The sequence below is a fragment of the Aeromonas sp. HMWF015 genome, assembly GCF_963878965.1.
Classification (GTDB): Bacteria; Pseudomonadota; Gammaproteobacteria; order Enterobacterales; family Aeromonadaceae; genus Aeromonas; species Aeromonas veronii.
On sequence record NZ_CAWNZT010000109.1, the window covers coordinates 35,920 to 55,679 of the forward strand.

Consider the following 19,760-nt stretch of genomic DNA (forward strand, 5'->3'; position numbering starts at 1 on the left):
GGGCATGGCGCCCCCCGGCATGATCAATAGAGGGATTCAGGCAAGCTGAACTGGCTGAACAGGCCGCCGGTGAACGGGTTCTGGGCGCTGTCGGTATAGACCCGATAGGTCATGGCACCCTGATCCACCGGGAAGCGCACATCAAAGGTGGCCTCGTTGACCTGGGTCAGCTCCCCCTTGTCCATCAGGCGGAACATGGCCCAGGGACCGACAAAACCTTCGCTGCGCGGTGAGCGCTCGCGGGCGGCAGGCACCAGGGTGATCTTGCTCTCAGCCCCGTCACGCATGGTGTTTGGCCACACCAGCGGGATCTTGTTGCGACGACCGTGGGCATACTCCAGCAACTGACCATCCAGATTGAGCACACTGCGCCGCTTGTTGGCGGTGAGCTCGATGGGCTCGAGGGCAAATTGCACCTCCAGATTGCCCTGCTGACTGAAGAAGATCTGGCGGATCCGCGCGGCACGATCCAGCTGCTTGATAAGTTCGGCCTGAATCGGTGAGCTCAGCTCGCCCTCCATCAAGCCCCCCTCCACCATGGGTTTGAGGTTGACCTGATAGAAGCTGTCCAGGGTGCCACCGGGGGCAAAGAAGCGCTCCATTTCCGACAGCGGCACATCTTTGGCTGAGCCCGGATTGAACGGATAGCGATCCGCCAGCTGGCTGTTGAACGGTGTCAGCACCTTCGCCTGCCACTCCTGATTGAGGGATGACATCGCCAGATCAATCACCAGTTGCGAACTCTGATCCGCCAGTTGACCCACCCAGCGATTGAGTGGCTCGGGCAGGCCACGGGCATACTGCTGCAATGCAAAGACCGGATCGGCGTACTTGTTGGTCAGACGCAGCTGCACCGCCTTGAGGGCCGACTGTCCCGGCTCGGTGGCATTGACGATCAGCTCCATATAGTGCTGCAGTTCAACCAGTTTCTGGTTCACTTCAGAAATGAGCGGCCCCTGCTCGCCACGGCCGGTCAAGGCGCCATTGGTGGCCATAAAGGGACGCCCGATCCGGGCGGTGATCGCCTGCGCCAGATCCCCTTCCGCATCGGAGATCTTGCGAATGCGGGTATTGTCATCCAGCGAAGCCAGCACCCGCTGGAACGGCTGGTCGTTGCCGGTGATGGCGGAGAGCACATCAAGCGCCTGCTCTGGGCTGGCAAGGGTCTGCACATCCAGATTGGTCAGCAATTTTTGCCACTGGTTGACGTAATCGGTGACATAGCGGTCATTGACCTGACGGGCGATCTCCTTGCGATCCGCCTCGCTCAACTGACTCAGCTTGCGCTGACCCAACACCCAGGCATCCATGGCGGTGAGATCGATCAACGCCTTGTCCTGCTTGAGGAAGAAGTCACTGAAGCCGGGCCAGGTCAGCAAACGCGGCACCTGACCGGCACTCTCGTTGCGCAGGGCAAACACGGCATCAAAGGTGGGGCCCACCTCGTCGCGGACATTGAGATCAGGCGGCAACACATCGCCCGCCTTCACCACCAGATTCTGATAGACCCGCTGATACATGGGCAGTTTGCCAAGTTCACGTTGGGCGCCATAGACAGGCTCCTTGAACGGAATGAAGGCGGTGATGGCGGCCTGATCCCGAGCAGCCCGGGCACCATGCCAATCGGTATGGTCGAGGGCGTAATCAAGATGCCCCCTCAGCTGATCCTGCACCGCCCCTTGCCCCGGGAAAGCGCGCTGCCAGCGGCTGGCCATGTACTGCTCCACCAGCTCCTTGTTGCGACCGGAGGCATCATCCAGCATCCGCATCACCCGCAGGATGGAGAGCTTCTCCTCGCTGCCAGCCGGTGCCCGGTTGAGATCCTCCAGCAACCCCTGCATCTGGGCGGGCAGGAAACGCAGCCCCAACAGTTGCAGATAGGAGCCCTCCACATAGGGGCCAATCTCGTCCCCCTGATAGAGACCAAGGTCTGCCACCAGCGGCATCCGCTCGCGGTAGTTGCCAAACGACAGGGTCGCCTCGCGAATAAGGTTGAGACGTGGCAACTGGCTGACACCGAAGGCATGTTCATCAGCGACCTCGTTGGTCTCGGTGAACGCTTGCGCCTTGGTCAGTACATTGCGCCCCGCCTCCTCGTTGACCCGGTAGAAGTAGTGCCAGCCACCGATCAGGGCTGCCGAGAAGAGCGACAGGCAGCCGAGGCCAATGGCCATCCGGCGACGACGATAGAGAGTATGTAGCCGGTTCTCTCCGGCCAGATGGGCCTCGGGGAAGATGATCGAGGAGAACAACTTGCGCACGAAATAGGTGTTGGACTCCCCGCGCAGGGCTGAGTGGATCGGCTCGGGCAAGCTGTAACGACGGGAGGCCGCCTGAGCAAAAGCATCGAACGGGACACCTTGCTGATAGACGGAACTGATATAGACGCCGCGCACCAGCAGTGGCTTGCTCTCTTCAATGGTCAGGGTTTCATCGAGCAGGCTGGTCACATAATCCTTGAGACCTGCCAATTGACGGACGAACGAGAACAGGGCATTGCGCTGGGCAGCATCGAGCCGGGCCAGCATCATCTCCGGCAAATTGCGGTTGAGATTGTCGACCCACTGATCCCAGAACAGGGCCAAGTCTTGCTGCCAGGATTTACCCTGACTGCTGCCGGGGTTGAAGGTCACCCCCAGCACGGCGTCACGGGCCTCTTTATCCAGCTGCTCATACACCACATCAAAGCCGCGCAGCATGTCGAGTTTGGTAAAGGCGACATAGAGTGGCAGCCGGGTATTCATGGTGGCCGACACCTCTTGCAACCGGGCACGCATCAGCTGGGCATAGGCCTTGCGCTCGGCCACGCTGGCCGCGGACAGCCATGCCAGATCAACGGTCAGTACCAGCCCATTGAGGGGCTGACGACGACGATGTTCGTTGAGCCAGTTGAGTAGATGCAGCCAGAGCCGCTCATGTTTGCGAGCTTGCGGATCAAGCTCGGGCTCGGCTTGTGACAACAGCGCACCGGCCGGATCCAGCATCACCGCTTGCTCACCCAGCCAGCAGTCGATCAGTTGACCTTGCGCCACATCCCGCAGTTCAGTATCGAGTCTGGGGTTGAGTTTGTTGGCCGGGTTGGCTCTGTGGATCAGGCTGCTCTTGCCGCTGCCGGGCAGACCCAGCACCAGATACCAGGGCATGGCGTAGATCGCCCCCTTACCAAGATGTTCGCCCAGGGCTTGCAACCAGCTGTTAAGGAACAGCGCCTGCTTGTCGATGAGCCCTTTGACCGGGTCCTGTTCCAGCACCACTTCGTGCTGGCGTTCGGCTTTGAGCTGCTTCATCTTACGCCATACCCGCCAGGAAAGTACCCCCAGCAGCAACCAGAGCCAGAGCAGGGTGAACACCACCCGCCCCCACAAGGACTCGAATGGTTTGGCATCACGGATCTCGATGCGAGGCCCCAGCCACCACACCAGGATCAGGGCGACAACCCACAGCACCACACCGAGCAGGGGCCAGGAGGGTTTCAGTTTCGGCAGCTGTTGCCGCAGAAAGGTAAAGATGGTTTTGAACATAAAATGTGATCCAACTCCGACTCAATGACTCATTTCGGCACTTATTTCGGCAAATGGCTGGCATAGGGGGCCAGGCGGCTGACCAGCCCGGGCTCCCACTGCGACAACCCAAGGCGATCTGCCTCTTGCCACAAGTGTTGATATTGCTGGCGCGCAAGCGCCTCCATGCCTTCCTGCTCCAACAACTCCGCCTGCACCAACTGGGCATGGAAGCGGGCTCTTGGCTCTTTCATTTGCGCCATCCGCTCATCAAGCAGGGCGAGCGCGGCGGCAACCCCCTGCTCCCCATGACGCAAGGCGACCTCCTCGGCCAACTCGGCCTGTCCGCTGCCGCCCCCACTGCCCTTGGCAGGCTGCAACCAGCGACTGCACTCGGGGGAGAGAAACGGGGTGCCATCGCTGAAGGTGAGCTCCCGCAGTGCTGGCAGGCGCTGCAAAAACGCGTCCAGCTCCGCCATGATCGCCTGCGCCACCGCGCCATATCCCAGCTTCTGGGCCACCTCGGCCGACAGGTAATGCCCCTCGAACCAGTAGGGTGCCAGGGTCAGACTCTGTTCGATGCGCTGCCAGAGCGCCAGATCTGGCGTGCCCAGGGCAACCCGATACTCATCCACCATGTCCACCGACATGGAGGCCAGCTGGGTTTTGTTCCCCTGCGCCGTCATCGGCGGGGTGGTGATGCCGGCCCAGATGGCGTGACGACGCAGCCGATAGCCAATAGCCGCCTCCGGCTGGCGCTCAATCAGCAGCTCCGCCACCTTAAGCTGGGTCTGTCGCCATGCCCGATCGTTGGAACTGTCAATCTCGACCCCGGATCCCTTGCTGCTGCCACTGAGCATCATGGTGCCCGCCATACTGCTCGCGCTGGCGCTGGCTGCGACAGCACTGCTCGACAGTTGGACACCGGCATCTGCCTGAGCCTGGGCAACCTGCTGGCGCTGAGCCCGCTTCAACCCCATCATCAGGGGATCCAGCAGCTCGCCCTTGTCAGGGCACTGGGCCAGCCAGACGGCTTCCAGTTGCTCTGCCTGCGCCAGCAACTGCACCAGCTCGGCCGCCGAGGCGCTCTCGCTCACCCTCGGCAGGGCCCCTTCGAAGCGCTTGATGATCTGCACCATCAACCGCTGCTTCTGGGTCGCATTCCCGGGCCAGGCCAACAGCCAGTAAGCCTTGATCCAGGCCTCCAGCAAACTGAACGCCGCACCCATCGGGGTCGCTTTGGCTGGATGCTGCAAGCAGCGCAATAGCTGGGCCAGCACCCGCATATCCTTGGTGCGGCTCTCAAGCAATCCCAGACAGGCTTCGGCGACCGCATTGAGATCGACCTGGCTGTGGGCAAGGGAGCCCAACTTGACCAGCTCGGTCTCCACATAGTCCCAGCGCGGCTCATCGGCCAGCACGGCACCTTTGATCTGGGCATCCGGCAAGCTGGTGAGCAGGCGGGCACACCAGGGATGTTGATAGCTCATCTTCCCCCCTACCAGCGACACTGTTGGCGCACCGGTATCAGTGCCTCTTTCAAGCCGCTGAGATCGACCCGCAGCAAGGTGCCGTTGGCCGCCTGAACCTGCAATTCACGATGACCGATCCAGCGCTTGAGCTCCTCTATGGCGGGCAAGCCGCGGCCATATTCGAGCAGCCATCCCTGATCCCGGATAAACCAGCTCTGACTGCTGCGAGTTGCTTGTCCATCCAGCGCGACCGCGACACGCTCCCCGCGCCACGGCGCATCCAGCCGCAAGCGAATATGGGTGATGCTGTTGACACAACCAATCGCCAGGGTGGCACCGCGCAGGGCCGGACGGGTCAATACCGCCGTGCCACTCTCCTCATCCTGTCGCAACAGGAAGGGTGAGCTATCCGGCACTCGGGCCAACTCTTGCTCCGCTATCGCCAGCCAGGCCGGAGATTTGGTGTTCTCCTTGCTGCCTGATTGCGTCGCCTCATTGCCAAGGGCGTCATAGCAGGCGAGCCGGATCAGAGGGGATGGCTCGCGACGACACGCTTGCCACGCCGCCATATCGAGGGGAGGCACCGCATTGCCGGTCGCCAGCAGCAGGGGCAACAAACCCATGATGCTCATCAGTTCACCTCCAGTTTCTGGCACTTGTGATCCAGGGTGCGCTTGGGAATATTGAGGCTCTCGGCTACCAGCATGCGATTGCCCTGAAAGTAGCGCAGGCGCGCTTCAATCACCGATGCCTCGTACTGCTGCATGGCCCGGCGCAGATCGCGGATATGGTTGTAATCATCCAGCGCATCGGGCAGCTCGGCACAGACCCGATCCCGCAGCTCCGGCGGCAAGGCACCAAGCCCCACCTCTTCACCATGACGGGTGTGGGCACAGGCCACCTCCAGCAGATTGCGCAGCTCGCGCACGTTGCCGGGGAAATCGTAACTTTGCAGTTGCTTGAGGAACTTACGCTGCAAGCCAGCCAGACCCTTGTCATCCTGCGCGGCAAACTGGGCCATGAAATGTTGGCAGAGCAGCGGCACATCCTCGATATGTTCGCGCAAGGGGGCGATCAGCAGCAGACACTGACAGAGACGGTGGTAGAGGTCGGCACGGAACCGCCCCTCCTCCACATGGCGGGTCAGCGGCTGATGAGTGGCCGCGATGAGGCGAAAATCGGAGTGATACTCCTGCTCTGCCCCAAGCGGCCGGTAGCTGCGGGTTTCCAGCACCCGTAGCAGCTTGGCCTGCATGGCGGCGGGCATATCGCCCACTTCGTCGAGAAACAGGGTGCCACCATTGGCCTGCGCCACCAGCCCGGTCTTGTTGGAGAGGGCGCCGGAGAAGGCCCCTTTCTGATAACCGAACAGCTCGCTCTCAATGAGATTCTCGGGGATGGCGGCGCAGTTGATGGCGACGAACGGCTTGGCGGCGCGCTCGGAGCACTGGTGCACCAAGCGGGCGACCACCTCCTTGCCACTGCCGGTCTCCCCCTGAATGAGCACGGTCAGCTTGTGCTGGCCCGCCTGGGCGATCTGCTCGCGCAAGCCGCGGATCACCGCCGACTGGCCAACCAGCTGATCCCCCAGCAACTTCTCGTGCTGGCGCTGGCGCTCTCCCTCCCCCTTGATCTGACGCAGGGAGTCGCGCAGCACGTTCTGATCCCGACGGCTACGCCCCAGCTCGCGGATCAGAGTGAGCTGGTTGCAAAAGACCTGCACCAGACTGGCCAGCTCGGGGCGAGCCGCCCACTCCTGCAACACATCGCCACTGTCCATCATCGCCAGCACGGCAAACGGCTTGCCGTTGCCATCATTGAGCGGAAAGGCGTGCAGGCCGCACTGCTGGCCAAGGTTGGCCAGCAGTGCGCGAAAACCGGCGTGCTCAATGCGGGCACCGCCATGGAGGGAATCCCAGGTGCGGGATTGCGCCTTGTGCAGCACATAGGCGAGTGGATGAGAGAAATCATCCACCGCCAGCGCCAGCGCAACCTCCTGCCCCTTGACCCACCCTTTGCACTCCAGCTGGCGGCCGCTCACGTCCAGCATGCCAAGCAGCAGTCCTTTGGGCTGGAAGCTGGCATGGAGGGTCGAGCTCCACCAGTGGCAGAGATGTTGTTCATCCCGTTGCGAGGTGAGCGCGAGGGCGAATGCGAGGGCTTGCTCCATGGTCAGCCCTCCACCTCGGCCACAAACTGGTGATCGGCCACCGAGAAGCGCACCCGGTTGATGGGCTCACCGGCCGAGAGGCGCTGCAACAGTTGCAGGGAAACCGGCGGCAACAGGGCTCCATCAATGACGGACTCCAGCATCCGCGCGCCATTCTCGCTGCGGTTGGCCCGCAGCAAGATCTCCTCGGCCACCTCGCTCTCCAGCACCACATCGGCACCGAAACGCTCCTTGAGCAGCTTGACCAGCCGGTTGAGTTTGCCACCGACGATCTGCACCAGGGTGTCGTGACCGAGCGGCAGGTAGGGGATCACCTCCATCCGCGCCAGCAGGGCCGGTTTGAAGAAGGCAGCCAGCTCAGGGTAGAGCGCATCCAGCAGGTCATCAGTCTGCTCGGCATGATCGACGATGGTCTGGAAACCGAGGTTGGAGGTGAGGAAAAAGACCACATTCTTGCAGTCGATGATCCGCCCTTCCCCATCGGCCAGCTCGCCCTTGTCGAACGCCTGATAGAAGAGGTTGAGCACGTCAGGATGGGCTTTTTCCACCTCATCCAGCAGCACCACCGAGTAGGGTTTCTGGCGAATGGCTTCGGTCAGCACGCCACCCTCGCCAAAGCCGACATAGCCGGGAGGCGAACCGATCAGACGGGAGACGGTGTGCTTCTCCTGATACTCGGACATGTTGATGGTGGTGAGATACTGGCGACCACCAAACATCAGTTCGGCAATCTGCAGCACGGTTTCGGTCTTGCCGACCCCGCTTGGCCCCACCAGCAGGAAGGCGCCCAGCGGACGGCCTGGACGACGCAAATCGGCGCGGGCGGTCAGCAGGTGCTTGTGCAGATGGGCCACCGCCACATCCTGCCCCTTGATGAGCTCGCCAAGATACTCCGGCAGACGAGTCACCACATCGAGCTCCCCTTGGGAGATGCGATTGAGCGGCACCCCGGTCCACTCGGCGATCACCGCTGCGACCTGAGTCTTGTCGACATGGGCGGAAACCAGCACCTCACCCTGTTGCAGCTCGGCCAGCTCGCGCTCGAGCCCGGCCAGTTGCTCGGCAGCCGCTTGCGGATCGAGCGGCGCATCGGCGAGATCCAGCGCTTCTCTGGCCAGCATCTCATCCTGCTGATCGGCCAGCAGGGCGGCACGCAGCTCGACAATCCGATGCACCAATCCCTGCTGTTGCTGCCACTGTGCTTCCTGCTCACGCAGGGTGTCACGGCAGGTCTGCTGGGCCGCTTTCAGTTCTGTGAGTCGCTCATCGTTGTCACCCAGACCGATCAGGCTCTGGCGCTCCAGCTGACGGATCTCCAGCTCACGCTGGCGCAGTTCGTTTTGCAAATGGCTGACGGCGCGCGGCGGCGTGGTGAGGTTGATGGCCACCCGGGCACAGGCGGTATCGAGTACGTCGATCGCTTTGTCCGGCAGTTGACGACCGGATATGTAACGGGCGGAGAGCTGGGCAGCGGCTTGCAGCGCTTCCTCATCGATCAGCACCCCGTGGGCCTTTTCGTAGATGCTGCGCAGACCGCGCAGGATCACGGTGGCTTCATCTGCACTGGGCTCACCCACTTTCACCAGCTGGAAACGACGCGACAGGGCGGCATCTTTTTCCACGTACTTCTTGTACTCGCCCCAAGTGGTGGCGGCGATGGTGCGCAGCTCGCCACGAGCCAGCGCAGGTTTGATGAGGTTGGAGACATCCAGCCCCCCCGCCTGATTGCCGGCGCCTATCAGGGTGTGGGCCTCATCGATAAAGAGGATGACAGGTCGCACGGCGTCCTTGACCTCCTGCATCACCCCCTTGAAACGCTTCTCGAACTCCCCCTTGACCGAGGCTCCGGCCTGCATGGCGCCAAGATCCAGGGTCATCAGCTCCACATCGCGCAATTTTTCCGGCACCTGGCCTGCGACGATGCGCAGCGCCAACCCTTCGATCAGGGCACTTTTACCGACACCCGCCTCCCCCACCACGATGGGGTTGTTTTTGCGGCGACGGGAGAGGATGTCGATCATCAGATCGATCTCGTGATCCCGGCAGAGTACCGGATCCAGGGTTCCCTGACGGGCCTGTTCGGTGACGTTGACAGTAAAGCGGGCCAGCAGGCTGGCATCGGCGGGCAGCGCGGCCTGAGTCGAAGTGCCGTTAGCAGAAACAGTCACTTGGGTCTCGGCAGACTCTTTCACCCACTCGTCGAACTGCTGGCGCAGCAGTTCGCGATTGATGTTGGCAAGCAAACGGGTCACCGAGCCCGGCAGGTAACGCTGGGGAGTCATCAGCAGCACCAGCAGCATGACGCCGCTGCGCAGTTGGCCGTGTTGCAGCTCGGCAGAGGCGAGCAGCCAGCTGTCTTGCAGCCACTCCACCAATAGCGGCGAGAAGGAGGGATAACCCTGACCATAACCGTTATCGGCCGCCGAGGGTTGCAGCAGGCTCTTTAACTCTTCAACCTCAACTTCGGCCCGTTTGAGGATCTGACGCACATCGCTGAGGGGGGTCTCCAGCATCTTGAGCAGCAGGTGCTCGATGCGGATCTCGGCGCCCTGATGATTGACACAGAGGGCCGCAGCCTCCTCCAGCATGTGACGGCAGATGGGGTTGAGTCTTTCCACCAGTACCGGTAGCTCTATACGAATCAAGGCGTGCTCTCCTTAAGTATTTATTTTAATAATTCGCCCAGTTGACGCAGTACGTCCTGGGTCTGGTTATTGAGTTGGTGGTGATAGAGGCCAAAGATGATGGCCAGGATCAACGCGCCGCCCATAAACAGGGTGCGCAGGGAGACTTGCTTGCGCAGCTGGTAGCGAGATGCCTGCTGACCGAGATCGAGATGAAACACGCTGGGTGCCTCACCGCCACGTTCGAGGGACAACTGCTTGTGCAGTTGCTTGACGATCCGTTCAAACTCGTCACGGCCCTGGCTCATCACCTTGTAGCGCCCCTCAAAACCGAGGCAAAGGCAGAGATAGATGAACTCCAGAATGTCGCGATAGCGCACCGGATCTTCCTGCAGACGCGACAACAGCACGAACACCTTCTCTCCCCCCCAAGTCTCGTTGTGAAACCGGGCCAGCAGGGAGTGTTGGGACCATTCGCTCTGGCTGCCCCAGTCGCGCCCCATCACCGCCTCATCGATAAAAGTGCAGAGGATGTAGCGAAACGAGAGGACGACGCCATTCTCGTAACCCTGCGCCATCAACTCCTGTTCGATGGCCTGGATCTCGGTCACCACCCGCTGATAAAGCTCGGGCACCCGGTCGTAGCGCGACAACAGACGCACCCGCTGCACCAGCCCCAGCAGCGGGGTCACCGCATCGATCATCGGGTTGATGCTCTGGCCACGCAGGCGGAACCAGTAGTCCGAATCCATGTCCAGCTGCTCGGCGTGATCGAACAGCAGGTCGCTCAGTTGCTCGTTGTTGATAATGTCCGTGGTCATCTCTGCTTGTTTCCTTGATGCGATCACTGGCTACGGATGGCCCAGAGCTGCATGTCGAGCTCGGGGAAATCACCGGCAATGTGGAAGGCGAGCGTGTTGCTGACCGCCAGCATCTGCCAGGCAGGGCTCTGACGGTCGAGCTGGAAGTAGCTGTAACCGGCGTGATAGGGCAACTGGCGCGGCGCCACCGGCAGCGGCAACAGCGGGATACCGGGCAGCTGCAGGCTGATGAGTTCGCGGATCTTGTCGCTCGACGCCACCTTGGTCTGCTGCAGCAACTGTTTGCGCAGCTGCTCCTGCGGCATGCGGGCACGCACTGCCAGCACGAAATCGGCGCTTTGCATCAACTCGCTCTCGTTGACCATGGCCACCATGACGCCGTACTGGTGCTTGCGCAGCTGGATGGAGACGGCACGTGGCGACAGCACGGTACTGAGCGCCTGACGCAGGGCCAACATCACCGGCTCGAAGCTCACCTGCTGATCGTCATGACGATAGGCGGGGAACTCGGGGGGCAGACGGGACTCGTCGGTAAAGGTCATCAACTCGCCACAGAGCTGCACCAGCGCCTCGTGCAACCGCTCGGGGTGCAGGGTGCCAAGACGCGCCAGATGGGAGAGCTGTGGCTGAGCCCGATTGAGCAGTTGCAGCATCATGAACTCGGCCACATCGGCCACCCCCTGCTGTCCCGGCGCAGCGATGCGCTGGGAGAGGCTGCGAGCCCGCTCGGCCACGAGGCCAGCCGATTCGCCGAGGAAGCGCTTGAGGGTCGGAATGGCAGAGACACTGATACTGCAAGGCATGAAGTTGGGATCCAGCACCAGACCGCCATCCGGGCGTTTGTCCAGAATGCGAGCAATGGCGAGCGAGGCGTAGGCGCTGCGGTCTTCCCGCTCCAGCATCAACCGCAAGCTGACCCGCCCCACTTCGAGGGAAACCACATCCCCCCCTTCGCTGTGCAGATCGCGCACGTCGTGGCGATGGGCCTGCAAACGGGTGGCGACCTGACCGCCCTGATTGACCTCGTTGACCCCGCTCACCGAGAGCGGCAGCGCCAGATAGACCTTCTGGTTGGCCACCGAGGCATCGGTGATCTCCAGCGGGGTCGGCAGCACATCATCGTTCGGGATGTTGAAGACGGTGCCGTCCGGCAGGATACCGGTGGCCCCCACCAGCGCGATGCGGCCAAAGCCGAGGTAATCCTCGTTGATGGCAAGCGACTGCAACCCGTAGAAATAGTCGGACAGCGCGCTCAAACGCGCGTGCAGCGCGTAATCTGAATGTCTCTGTTGTTGCTGGAAGTGCTGGGGCTTGATAAAGAGCCCTTCACGCCAGATAACCCGATTTCGACTCGACATGATTATTCTTCTTCTTTTTGTAGTTCCACTTCATCCAGGCGCAGGTGCACCAGAATTTGATAGGCCGTTCCTTTGCTCTTGACCTTGATGACCTTGCGCCACTCGGCGCTGTCCGGATCGGCGTACCGTGCAATCACGCCGATGTAACGGGTCTTCTCGTCAAGCTTGACGGGGGGCAGGTATTTGAACTGGCCGGGCAGCAGGGTGTAGTCCTGATGATCCAGGTAGTTCTTGCCAAGGGCCTTCTCTACATCCGCCGTCACCTGGTCATAGTCAGTAGCGAGCAGCTTGGAATCTTCAGCCAGCAGCACCACCTGAAACTCGATGGGTGCCGCCTCCCCGCTCTCGTTGGGGTTGACATCAGGTTCTGCCAACAGGCTGAGCCCCAGGGTGGAGGGTTGGTCATCGTTGCTCCCCACCTGAATATCCGGGTTCATGGCCACATCGGCCATCTTGCCCATGGTGGTACAACCGGCCAGGGCCAGCAGACAGGCCCCAAACCACAGTGCACGTATCATCAAATCAGTCCCTGTTGCTGACGCACGGCCTGGTCATACGCCTGGGCGTAGACCTGATGGAACAGCTTGTCGAACCCCTGCTGACGGGCGGAGGTGAGCTCGCGGTAGTAGTGCTGGTACATGTTCCAGGCCCAGCCTTCATCGGCCACACCCGGGGTACCGGTACGACGGTAGTGCTCGAAACGGCCGAGCAACGCCTCGGGCGAGAAGGCCTGCAGGATGCTGTCGAGCGCAGCGCCAATAGCCTGCTGGTTCGCCACGTGGTGAATGCGCACATTGCGCAGACTCTCGGCCACCGCAGCAGGCGCGGTCAGGTGCACCGGGCTCTTCTGCTCGGCAAACATCACCGCCAGGGTCTCGTCATAATCGAGACCAAGGCGCAGCGGGTTGTCCTCGATGGGGCGCAGGTGCTTGTCTGCCAGCGCAGCCTGATCGCTTTGCAGTTGCAGCAACCCCTCCACCATGGCACGCACTGTCTTGCCCATCTCTTCGAGCATGTCGTGGGCTTGCTGAGTGTCTTGCAGCTGCAACGGCTGGCCCAGACCACGCATCAGCGGGGTCAGGGCGACGTGATCAACGCCCTCCAGTGGCTGGAAATCGGGGTGGTTCTCGATGGTGGGCATATCCAGAAATTCTTGGTTCATGGTGTTCTCGACGGCTGAAAATGGAGCGAGGGATACGGTGTCCATATCCGGTTGAAACTGCGGTTGAGCCTGCTGGCGAGCATCCACCAAGGGACTCGGGGCCGCACGCTCCTGCTGCAATGCCAGCAGGGGGTCGACCCCCAGGGCCTGTGGATCATCCAGGGTCTGGGAGTGGTGAGGATCGCTTGCCAGCCACTCATCAAGCTGCTCGGTCGGACGGTTGCCCAGCACCTGCTGCAAACTCTGCTCGGGGGAGATGGCACCGAGATAGGCTCTCAGGCGAAAAGGGCCGACAATCAGCTCGTCACCCTGCTCGAGGTTGACCTTGCGAGCCCGCCCGATGGGCGAGGTGGCACCATTGATGTAGGTCTGGCCGCTGAGATCGCACAGGCAGAAACGACCGTCATTGAGCTCGACGCGGGCATGGGCTGGCATCACCGCCCCCAACCTGTCTCGCAGTTGCCAGTCATCCTGTTCGGAGGAGCCCAATGTTCCCCCCATCTCGTCGAAGCGATATTGCACCTGCTGGCTGCCGTCGAGCTGCTCGCTGTTGAGCACCACCAGGGAAAGTTGCTGGTTAAAGTCGTCCACATTCACTCCTGCACGTATTCCTACACTGAATTTCTGTGCTTATTCCTGTACACAGATCGTCACGAACGGGTCACTCGGCGGTTGGCCAAGAAAGGTACTCCACCCCAGACGGGCACTCTGCTCCTCCCCCAATCTCAGCCCCTTGGCCTGCTCCTGGCCGAAGCCAAGCCGCAGATCCCAAGCCAGCTGATCGCGCAAGATGAAGGAGACAAAGGTCACCAGGGCGTGGAAATGCTCCCCGTTCGGGAGAAATCCGAGAAACTGGCTAAAACTCAGATCATTGATTTTCAATAAAAACTTGCCGGCACAATCATTAACCTTGTCACCGATGACGAAGTCGTGCCCCAGAGTGGCGCAAGCACCGCCCAAGCGGTTTTGCTGCTCCGGATGGATCGGCACCTTGCGCCACTGCCAGGCACTCACTTCCACATCCGCCAGATCGAAGCAGTGGGCCACGAGACCAGCAACCACCTCTGGAGAGCGGCTGGGGCTGGCCAGCATGCCCGCATAGGAGAGCATCTTGGCGCGGTTGACCGGCAAACTCTGACAGACGGCATCGTTGCCAAGCCCCACCAACGCAAACATCAGACGGGAGAACCCATCCTCACCGTCATCCTGAAAACGGACATGGTAGCGATACTTGCGCCAGATCCTGTGCAGCAGGGTCAGCAGGCGGTGGTGGAAGAAATCCAGGAAAAGACCGAGCTTCTGTTCCCCCTGGGCGTACTCCCACGCCAGCGAGTCGAGGTAATACCCCGGCATCGGCGACTGGCTGCCGTGCAGACCCAGAAAGGCCACTTCCAGCTCGTGGCGCCCCTTCTCGTCGCGGCCAATTTGCAGCACGTCGCTGGTGGGAAAACCCAGCGATGCGGTCGCCTTGAAACGAATATTTTCGTCACTCGGCAGGTGGTCGAGACCACGCTCCTGATCGGCACCGTCCAGCCGGTTGAGCAACTCAACCAGCTGGAAGAAATTGAAACGGGGCGCCTCGTTGGCAGCGCTCACATCAGGGAGTGCTGACCGATCTGGACTGGCCACTGATAGCGCTCCTTGTTATCGAGATTGACCACCTCAAGCAGGTGGAAAGCGTTGACGCTGGCATAGAGCGAGAAGAAATGGGCCAGCACTGTGCTGAAGAGATAGAGCTCCCCTTCGCTGCCAAAGGCGGACTGGCGGATGGAGAGCACCGACTTGAGTCCCCGCACCGGCATGCCACGCACCAGCCTGTCCACAGGCTTGGTCTCGATCTCCTCGATCCCCGCCAGCCGCTTGCGCGACGCCTGCTCTGCCTGCTTGTCGTGCAAAGCGGGAAAGTCATAGGTACGCAGCACCTGCACCAGGGCATCCCGGCGCAGCAGAGAGACATAGTTGAGCGACAGGTTGGAAATCAGGGTCCAGTGCAAACTGCCATCCAGTGCCGGACGCAGCGGCCGGGTCGGCCGGATCAGGTTGCGGAAGGTAGCAAACGACGGTGAACTGCCGGTCGGTACGCAGATACTGCCCACCTTGAGGCGGGCAGCGCGGGAGCGGTTGGTGCAGGTGAGCGTCACCGAGATGGATTCATCCAGCTCGACCGTAGTGGTTTCATCCCCCCGCACAAACGAGAGGCTGTGCTCGAAGCCATCACCACTCACCGACTCCCTGACCCGCACTCGGTAATAGAGCGCCAGCCGCTGTTTGGCCCGCTCAATCTGATGCTGAAAACTTTCAAACGGCTGATAGACGCGTGGCGTACCGCGGGAACGGCCCATATTGCCCTCAACCCAGCCTTCAACCTGATCCACCGAGAAAATTTCGAAACTGTCGGCATAGCGATAGCTCGCCTTGAGCGGGTATTCCGCCTGACGGCCGTTGAGATTGACCGGCTCGCTGTCGTGCTGGAACAGATTGATAGCCGGCACGCAGTTGAGCATGAAAGAGTCGGGACGGATCTTGAGTTCCGCTGGCAAGGGCCGGTCGAAACAAAAATGGATTTTGAATTCACTCACCGGCAGCGGCTGTTTGGGCCACTCACCACCGGAGAGTTCGAAGAAGAGAAAGCTCTCCGGAAAGCAGAAATACTCCTGCAGGATCCTGTAGCCGGAATAGACATTATTCGGATAGGGCAGCAGCGCATCGTCGCGCTCGAAGCCGACCGATTTGAGTGCCTTGGCCTCCTGACGAAAGCGCTTGCCGTCGATCTCAAGCTCGATATGGGAGAGCTGGTTGGAGAGCCAGAAGTAGAGCTCATACGCGGTGTAGCTGTCGCCACCGAGGAAGAAGCGCAGCTTGTCCAGCTGCAATTCGCTAAGCGGCAGGGGTGCATGCAGCGCAATATCGAGCGAGATAGTAGAGAGATCGTTGCCACTTTGCGCCGTTATCTGGCGCATTTCGGCCGGATAGACCCAGGCATCATGACAGGTCTGAAAATGACAGGTCACGTCGTCGATTGGCAGACTGTCCAGCTGGCAACCCTGCCTGACCAGTGCCGGTTGGGCAATGGCCCCCGGAATGACCGAAAACTGCATGATGGTCATGCTGGGGACGGGGCGCAGATAGTTCGGCCAGAGCATATTGAGCAGACCGTGGGTCAGCTCGGGGAACTCGTCCTCGATTTTGGCGCGCAGGTTGCCCGTAAGAAACGCAAAGCCTTCCAGCAGGCGCTCCACATCAGGGTCGGTATTCTGCTCCGACAAAAAGCGGGTGAGTTCGGGATAACTATCGGCAAATTCGCGCCCTTGCAGGCGCAAAAAAGCCAACTCATCCCTGAAGTAATGTTCCAGCGACATTGATCAGACCATGCGGTAGTGACGGTGACTGTCCATATGGACGTTGAACGAGGTAACTTGCTCGATATGCTCCAGCCGCACATGGGCCGTCACCTGAAAGGACATCTCAAGCGGACTTGCCTGATAGTCGGGTGAACGGACATCCACATGGATGATCCGAGGTTCATAACGACGGATGCATTGCCGGATCGCCTCCCGGATCCGCCCCTTGATATCCGCACTGCCCTGAGTGGCGTCATTGAGATCAATAACCCCCAAATCGGGTGCACTGCGGCAATTGCCGGGACGGGTGTTGAGGATCTGGTCGAGCTGACGTTTGACAGAGTCGACCAATTCATCAACTTCCGAACGAGGGGAGGAGCCAAGCCCCTCCCCCCGGATACGATCAAACAGGCTGGCCGCATTTCCTCTATCCCAGGAAGAGAGATGCGGCATCGGGCCTTATTCCTTGTCCAGTCGACCTACCAGAGAGAGCTCGAAGCTCGCCCCCATGTACTTGAAGTGCGGGCGCACGGCCATGGCAACCTGGTACCAGCCCGGCTCCCCTTCCACATCCAGCACCTTGATCTGGGCGGCGCGCAGCGGACGACGGCTACGGACGTCTGCCGGCGGGTTCTCTTGGTCGGCAACGTACTGCTTGATCCAGCCGTTCAGTTCACGCTCCAGATCCTGACGCTCCTTCCAGGAGCCGATCTGCTCGCGCTGCAACACTTTGATGTAGTGCGCCAGACGGTTGATGATGAACATATACGGCAGCTGGGTACCCAGCTTGTAGTTGGTCTCTGCTTCCTTGCCTTCCTTGGTATTGGGGAACACTTTGGGTTTTTGCACCGAGTTGGCAGAGAAGAACGCCGCGTTGTCGCTGTCCTTGCGCATGGTCAGGGTGATGAAACCCTCTTCAGAGAGCTCATACTCGCGACGGTCGGTGATCAGCACTTCGGTCGGGATCTTTGCTTGCAGCTGACCCATGGCCTCATAAACGTGCACCGGCAGATCGTGGATGGCACCACCGCTCTGCGGGCCAATAATGTTCGGGCACCAGCGGTACTTGGCAAAGCTGTCGGTCAGGGAGGTACCCATCAGATAGGCTGTGTTGCCCCACAGGTAGTGATCGTGATCCGAGCTGATATCTTCCTGATAATTGAAACCCTTGATGGGGTTCTCAGTCGGATCATAAGGCAGACGGGCCAGGAAACGTGGTGCAGTCAGCCCCAGATAACGGGCATCTTCCGATTCGCGCAGGGAGCGCCACTTGGTGTAGGCCGGTCCTTCGAACACCGATTTCAGATCCTTGATGGAGGGCAGATCGGTGAAGCTGTCGACGCCGAAGAAGGCGGGGGCGACAGAGGAGATGAAGGGGGCGTGGGCCATGGCACCGACGGCACTGACATACTGCATCAGCTTGATGTCAGGCGAGCTGTGGGTAAAGGCGTAGTCGCCGATCACGGCACCGATCGGCTGGCCGCCGAACTGGCCGTAGCCGGTTGAATAGACATGCTTGTAGAGGCCGGACTGGGTGATCTCCGGGGAAAACTCGAAATCTTCCAGCAGCTCTTCCTTGGTAGCGTGCAACACCTGGATCTTGATGTTTTCACGAAAATCGGTGCGATCTACCAACAGCTTGAGGGAACGCCAGGAGGATTCCATCTCTTGCAGCTCTTTGGCATGCAGGATGACGTCCATCTGCTTGCTCAGCTTCTTGTCGAGCTCGACAATCATGCTGTCAACCAATGCCTTGTTGACCGGCTCGCTGGTGGTACCGCTGTCCAGAATGTTGGCGATAAGCGCAGCCACACCCTGCTTGGCAACACTGTACCCCTCATCAACCGGTGTGATGCGAGCCTGCGCCATGATTTCGTCCAGCAAAGAGGACGAGGAGGCTGCACCCGCCCCCGCTTGAACCTGTTCTTCGACCAAAGACATGTTTGTTCCTTTCTCGTCAGTCAATACAACCCGCCGATCACTCGGCAGGCTTGATCAAATCCAGCTCTTTGAGCAGTTGCTCACGAGCCTCATCACTGGACAGCAGATCCTGCAAACGATTGCGGAAAGAAGGGATATTGCCCAATGGCCCCTTCAGGGCAACCAGCGCCTCACGCAGTTCAAGCAGCTTGCGCAGCTCGGGGACCTGTTGGGCAACACTGTCAGGAGTGAAGTCTTCCAGAGACTGGATTTTGATCGAAACCGGCAGATCGTCCTGGCTGTTCTCTTCCAGGCGATTGGGAACAGAGAAGTTCAGTTCCAGTGCAGATTCTTTCATGACGGAAGAAAAGTTGTTTTTGTCGATGGAAACGGTTTGGCGCTCCTCGATCGGCGTTTCTTCGGTACGGCCCTTCATATTACCGACCACCATCATAGTCAGCGGAAGTTCAATTTCCGCCTGTTGACCACCGGTTGCCGGTACATATTTGATATTGATACGTTCTTTGGGCGCAACTGTGGCGCCGTCAATTCCTTTTCCCATGCTCTAAATACCAAGTTAAGGGTCACCCAAGACCCTATAGCTTATAGCTTATAGCTTATACCCCTCCTCTCAACTGTAAGATATTACAGTTAAGCCATCCTATGGACGATTTTGTCAAAGAGGCACTCACCAACGATGCACTTTTGATATATTTCAAGCAAAAGCTCTAGTTATCAAAAGCACAATATCTCTTGTTATTTATCTACAACCCGAAGCCTCAACTCAATGGTGTGAGGTCATATTGGCATTAATGCCTATTTTGAGCGGCATGGTATATAGAGAGAATTTGATGGTCAACGAATAATTCTAACGCGAACACAAGAAAAACATTAAAACAATTTAAAAACAAACACTTAAGAGAGAAAGCAATCTTTACAACAATAAAGGCGCTCGCACGATGACTTCACAATAACAACCTGTCATTTATTACAGTTGACCTAGGGTCGCATTAGAAGAATGCGCCATCGAATCACATTATTGATACCGTCTTTATCGCTATGCGAGCACATGCGTCAAAATCAGTCGTTAAGCCAATCGAATGAATTGAATTAAGTAACGCTAATAATTTGATTCATATAGCTTGCTTGCGTTTATGGCCAGTTTGAAAAACAAACCACTATTTATCGAAAACATAAATGACGATCCGTAGTCATCACTCCCCTCATAAATCCAGCTGTAGCGTACAAGCCCCCCTAATCTACAAGTTATGCACCATTGAATCGCGTTGAGACCAGAACAAGCTATTAGGCTGGCAACTCCATGTCGTGCATAACCGCTACACTGGAGCATTTCGCTTGTTTAGGCGCATGCCCCACCAGACCAACTACCAA

Annotated in this window: 14 protein-coding genes; all 14 read right to left on the bottom strand. The window is 59.6% G+C overall.

Features of this window, described 5'->3' with window-relative positions:
- Nucleotides 1-23: 23 nt before the first annotated feature.
- The 14 genes from tssM to tssB are packed head-to-tail and all read right to left on the bottom strand — an operon-like array spanning nt 24 to nt 18,930.
- Nucleotides 24-3,521 (bottom strand): type VI secretion system membrane subunit TssM, encoded by a 3,498-nt coding sequence (tssM, locus tag AACS18_RS05435; RefSeq protein WP_108613906.1) that lies wholly within the window; start codon nt 3,519-3,521, stop codon nt 24-26.
- A gap of 41 nt (nt 3,522-3,562) precedes the next feature.
- Nucleotides 3,563-4,990 carry a type VI secretion system protein TssA gene (tssA, locus tag AACS18_RS05440; RefSeq protein ID WP_108613907.1) on the bottom strand — a complete coding sequence of 476 codons (1,428 nt, stop codon included), beginning with the start codon at nt 4,988-4,990 and terminating at the stop codon, nt 3,563-3,565.
- A gap of 8 nt (nt 4,991-4,998) precedes the next feature.
- Nucleotides 4,999-5,604 carry a type VI secretion system-associated protein VasI gene (vasI, locus tag AACS18_RS05445; RefSeq protein ID WP_108613908.1) on the bottom strand — a complete coding sequence of 202 codons (606 nt, stop codon included), beginning with the start codon at nt 5,602-5,604 and terminating at the stop codon, nt 4,999-5,001.
- Entirely contained in the window at nt 5,604-7,142 is a 1,539-nt protein-coding gene (locus AACS18_RS05450) for a sigma-54 interaction domain-containing protein (protein WP_108613909.1), read from the bottom strand. Before AACS18_RS05450 ends, vasI begins: the two co-directional genes overlap by 1 nt.
- A 2-nt stretch (nt 7,143-7,144) precedes the next feature.
- Nucleotides 7,145-9,787 (bottom strand): type VI secretion system ATPase TssH, encoded by a 2,643-nt coding sequence (gene tssH / locus AACS18_RS05455; protein ID WP_108613910.1) that lies wholly within the window; start codon nt 9,785-9,787, stop codon nt 7,145-7,147.
- Nucleotides 9,788-9,807: 20 nt separating this feature from the next.
- Nucleotides 9,808-10,587, bottom strand: a complete 780-nt coding sequence (gene icmH, locus AACS18_RS05460; protein WP_019444943.1) for a type IVB secretion system protein IcmH/DotU — start codon at nt 10,585-10,587, stop codon at nt 9,808-9,810.
- Between the two features lie 23 nt (nt 10,588-10,610).
- Entirely contained in the window at nt 10,611-11,945 is a 1,335-nt protein-coding gene (gene tssK, locus AACS18_RS05465) for a type VI secretion system baseplate subunit TssK (RefSeq protein WP_021230534.1), read from the bottom strand.
- A gap of 2 nt (nt 11,946-11,947) precedes the next feature.
- Nucleotides 11,948-12,463, bottom strand: coding sequence for a type VI secretion system lipoprotein TssJ (tssJ, locus tag AACS18_RS05470; RefSeq protein WP_019444945.1), 516 nt, complete (start codon nt 12,461-12,463; stop codon nt 11,948-11,950).
- On the bottom strand, nt 12,463-13,698 hold the full coding sequence (tagH, locus tag AACS18_RS05475) for a type VI secretion system-associated FHA domain protein TagH (RefSeq protein WP_108613911.1): 1,236 nt from the start codon (nt 13,696-13,698) through the stop codon (nt 12,463-12,465). The genes tssJ and tagH overlap by 1 nt, the downstream gene beginning before the upstream one ends.
- 39 nt (nt 13,699-13,737) lie before the next feature.
- Nucleotides 13,738-14,736 (bottom strand): type VI secretion system baseplate subunit TssG, encoded by a 999-nt coding sequence (gene tssG, locus AACS18_RS05480; RefSeq protein WP_042053054.1) that lies wholly within the window; start codon nt 14,734-14,736, stop codon nt 13,738-13,740.
- On the bottom strand, nt 14,700-16,466 hold the full coding sequence (gene tssF / locus AACS18_RS05485; RefSeq protein ID WP_108613912.1) for a type VI secretion system baseplate subunit TssF: 1,767 nt from the start codon (nt 16,464-16,466) through the stop codon (nt 14,700-14,702). The genes tssG and tssF overlap by 37 nt, the downstream gene beginning before the upstream one ends.
- 3 nt (nt 16,467-16,469) lie before the next feature.
- The gene (tssE, locus tag AACS18_RS05490) at nt 16,470-16,901 is read right to left on the bottom strand and encodes a type VI secretion system baseplate subunit TssE (protein WP_005299981.1); all 432 of its coding nucleotides are present in this window, start codon (nt 16,899-16,901) and stop codon (nt 16,470-16,472) included.
- Nucleotides 16,902-16,907: 6 nt separating this feature from the next.
- A complete protein-coding gene (gene tssC / locus AACS18_RS05495) occupies nt 16,908-18,389 on the bottom strand; it encodes a type VI secretion system contractile sheath large subunit (RefSeq protein ID WP_019444949.1) in 1,482 nt (493 codons plus the stop codon).
- A gap of 37 nt (nt 18,390-18,426) precedes the next feature.
- Nucleotides 18,427-18,930 carry a type VI secretion system contractile sheath small subunit gene (gene tssB, locus AACS18_RS05500; RefSeq protein WP_058057353.1) on the bottom strand — a complete coding sequence of 168 codons (504 nt, stop codon included), beginning with the start codon at nt 18,928-18,930 and terminating at the stop codon, nt 18,427-18,429.
- Nucleotides 18,931-19,760: the final 830 nt, after the last annotated feature.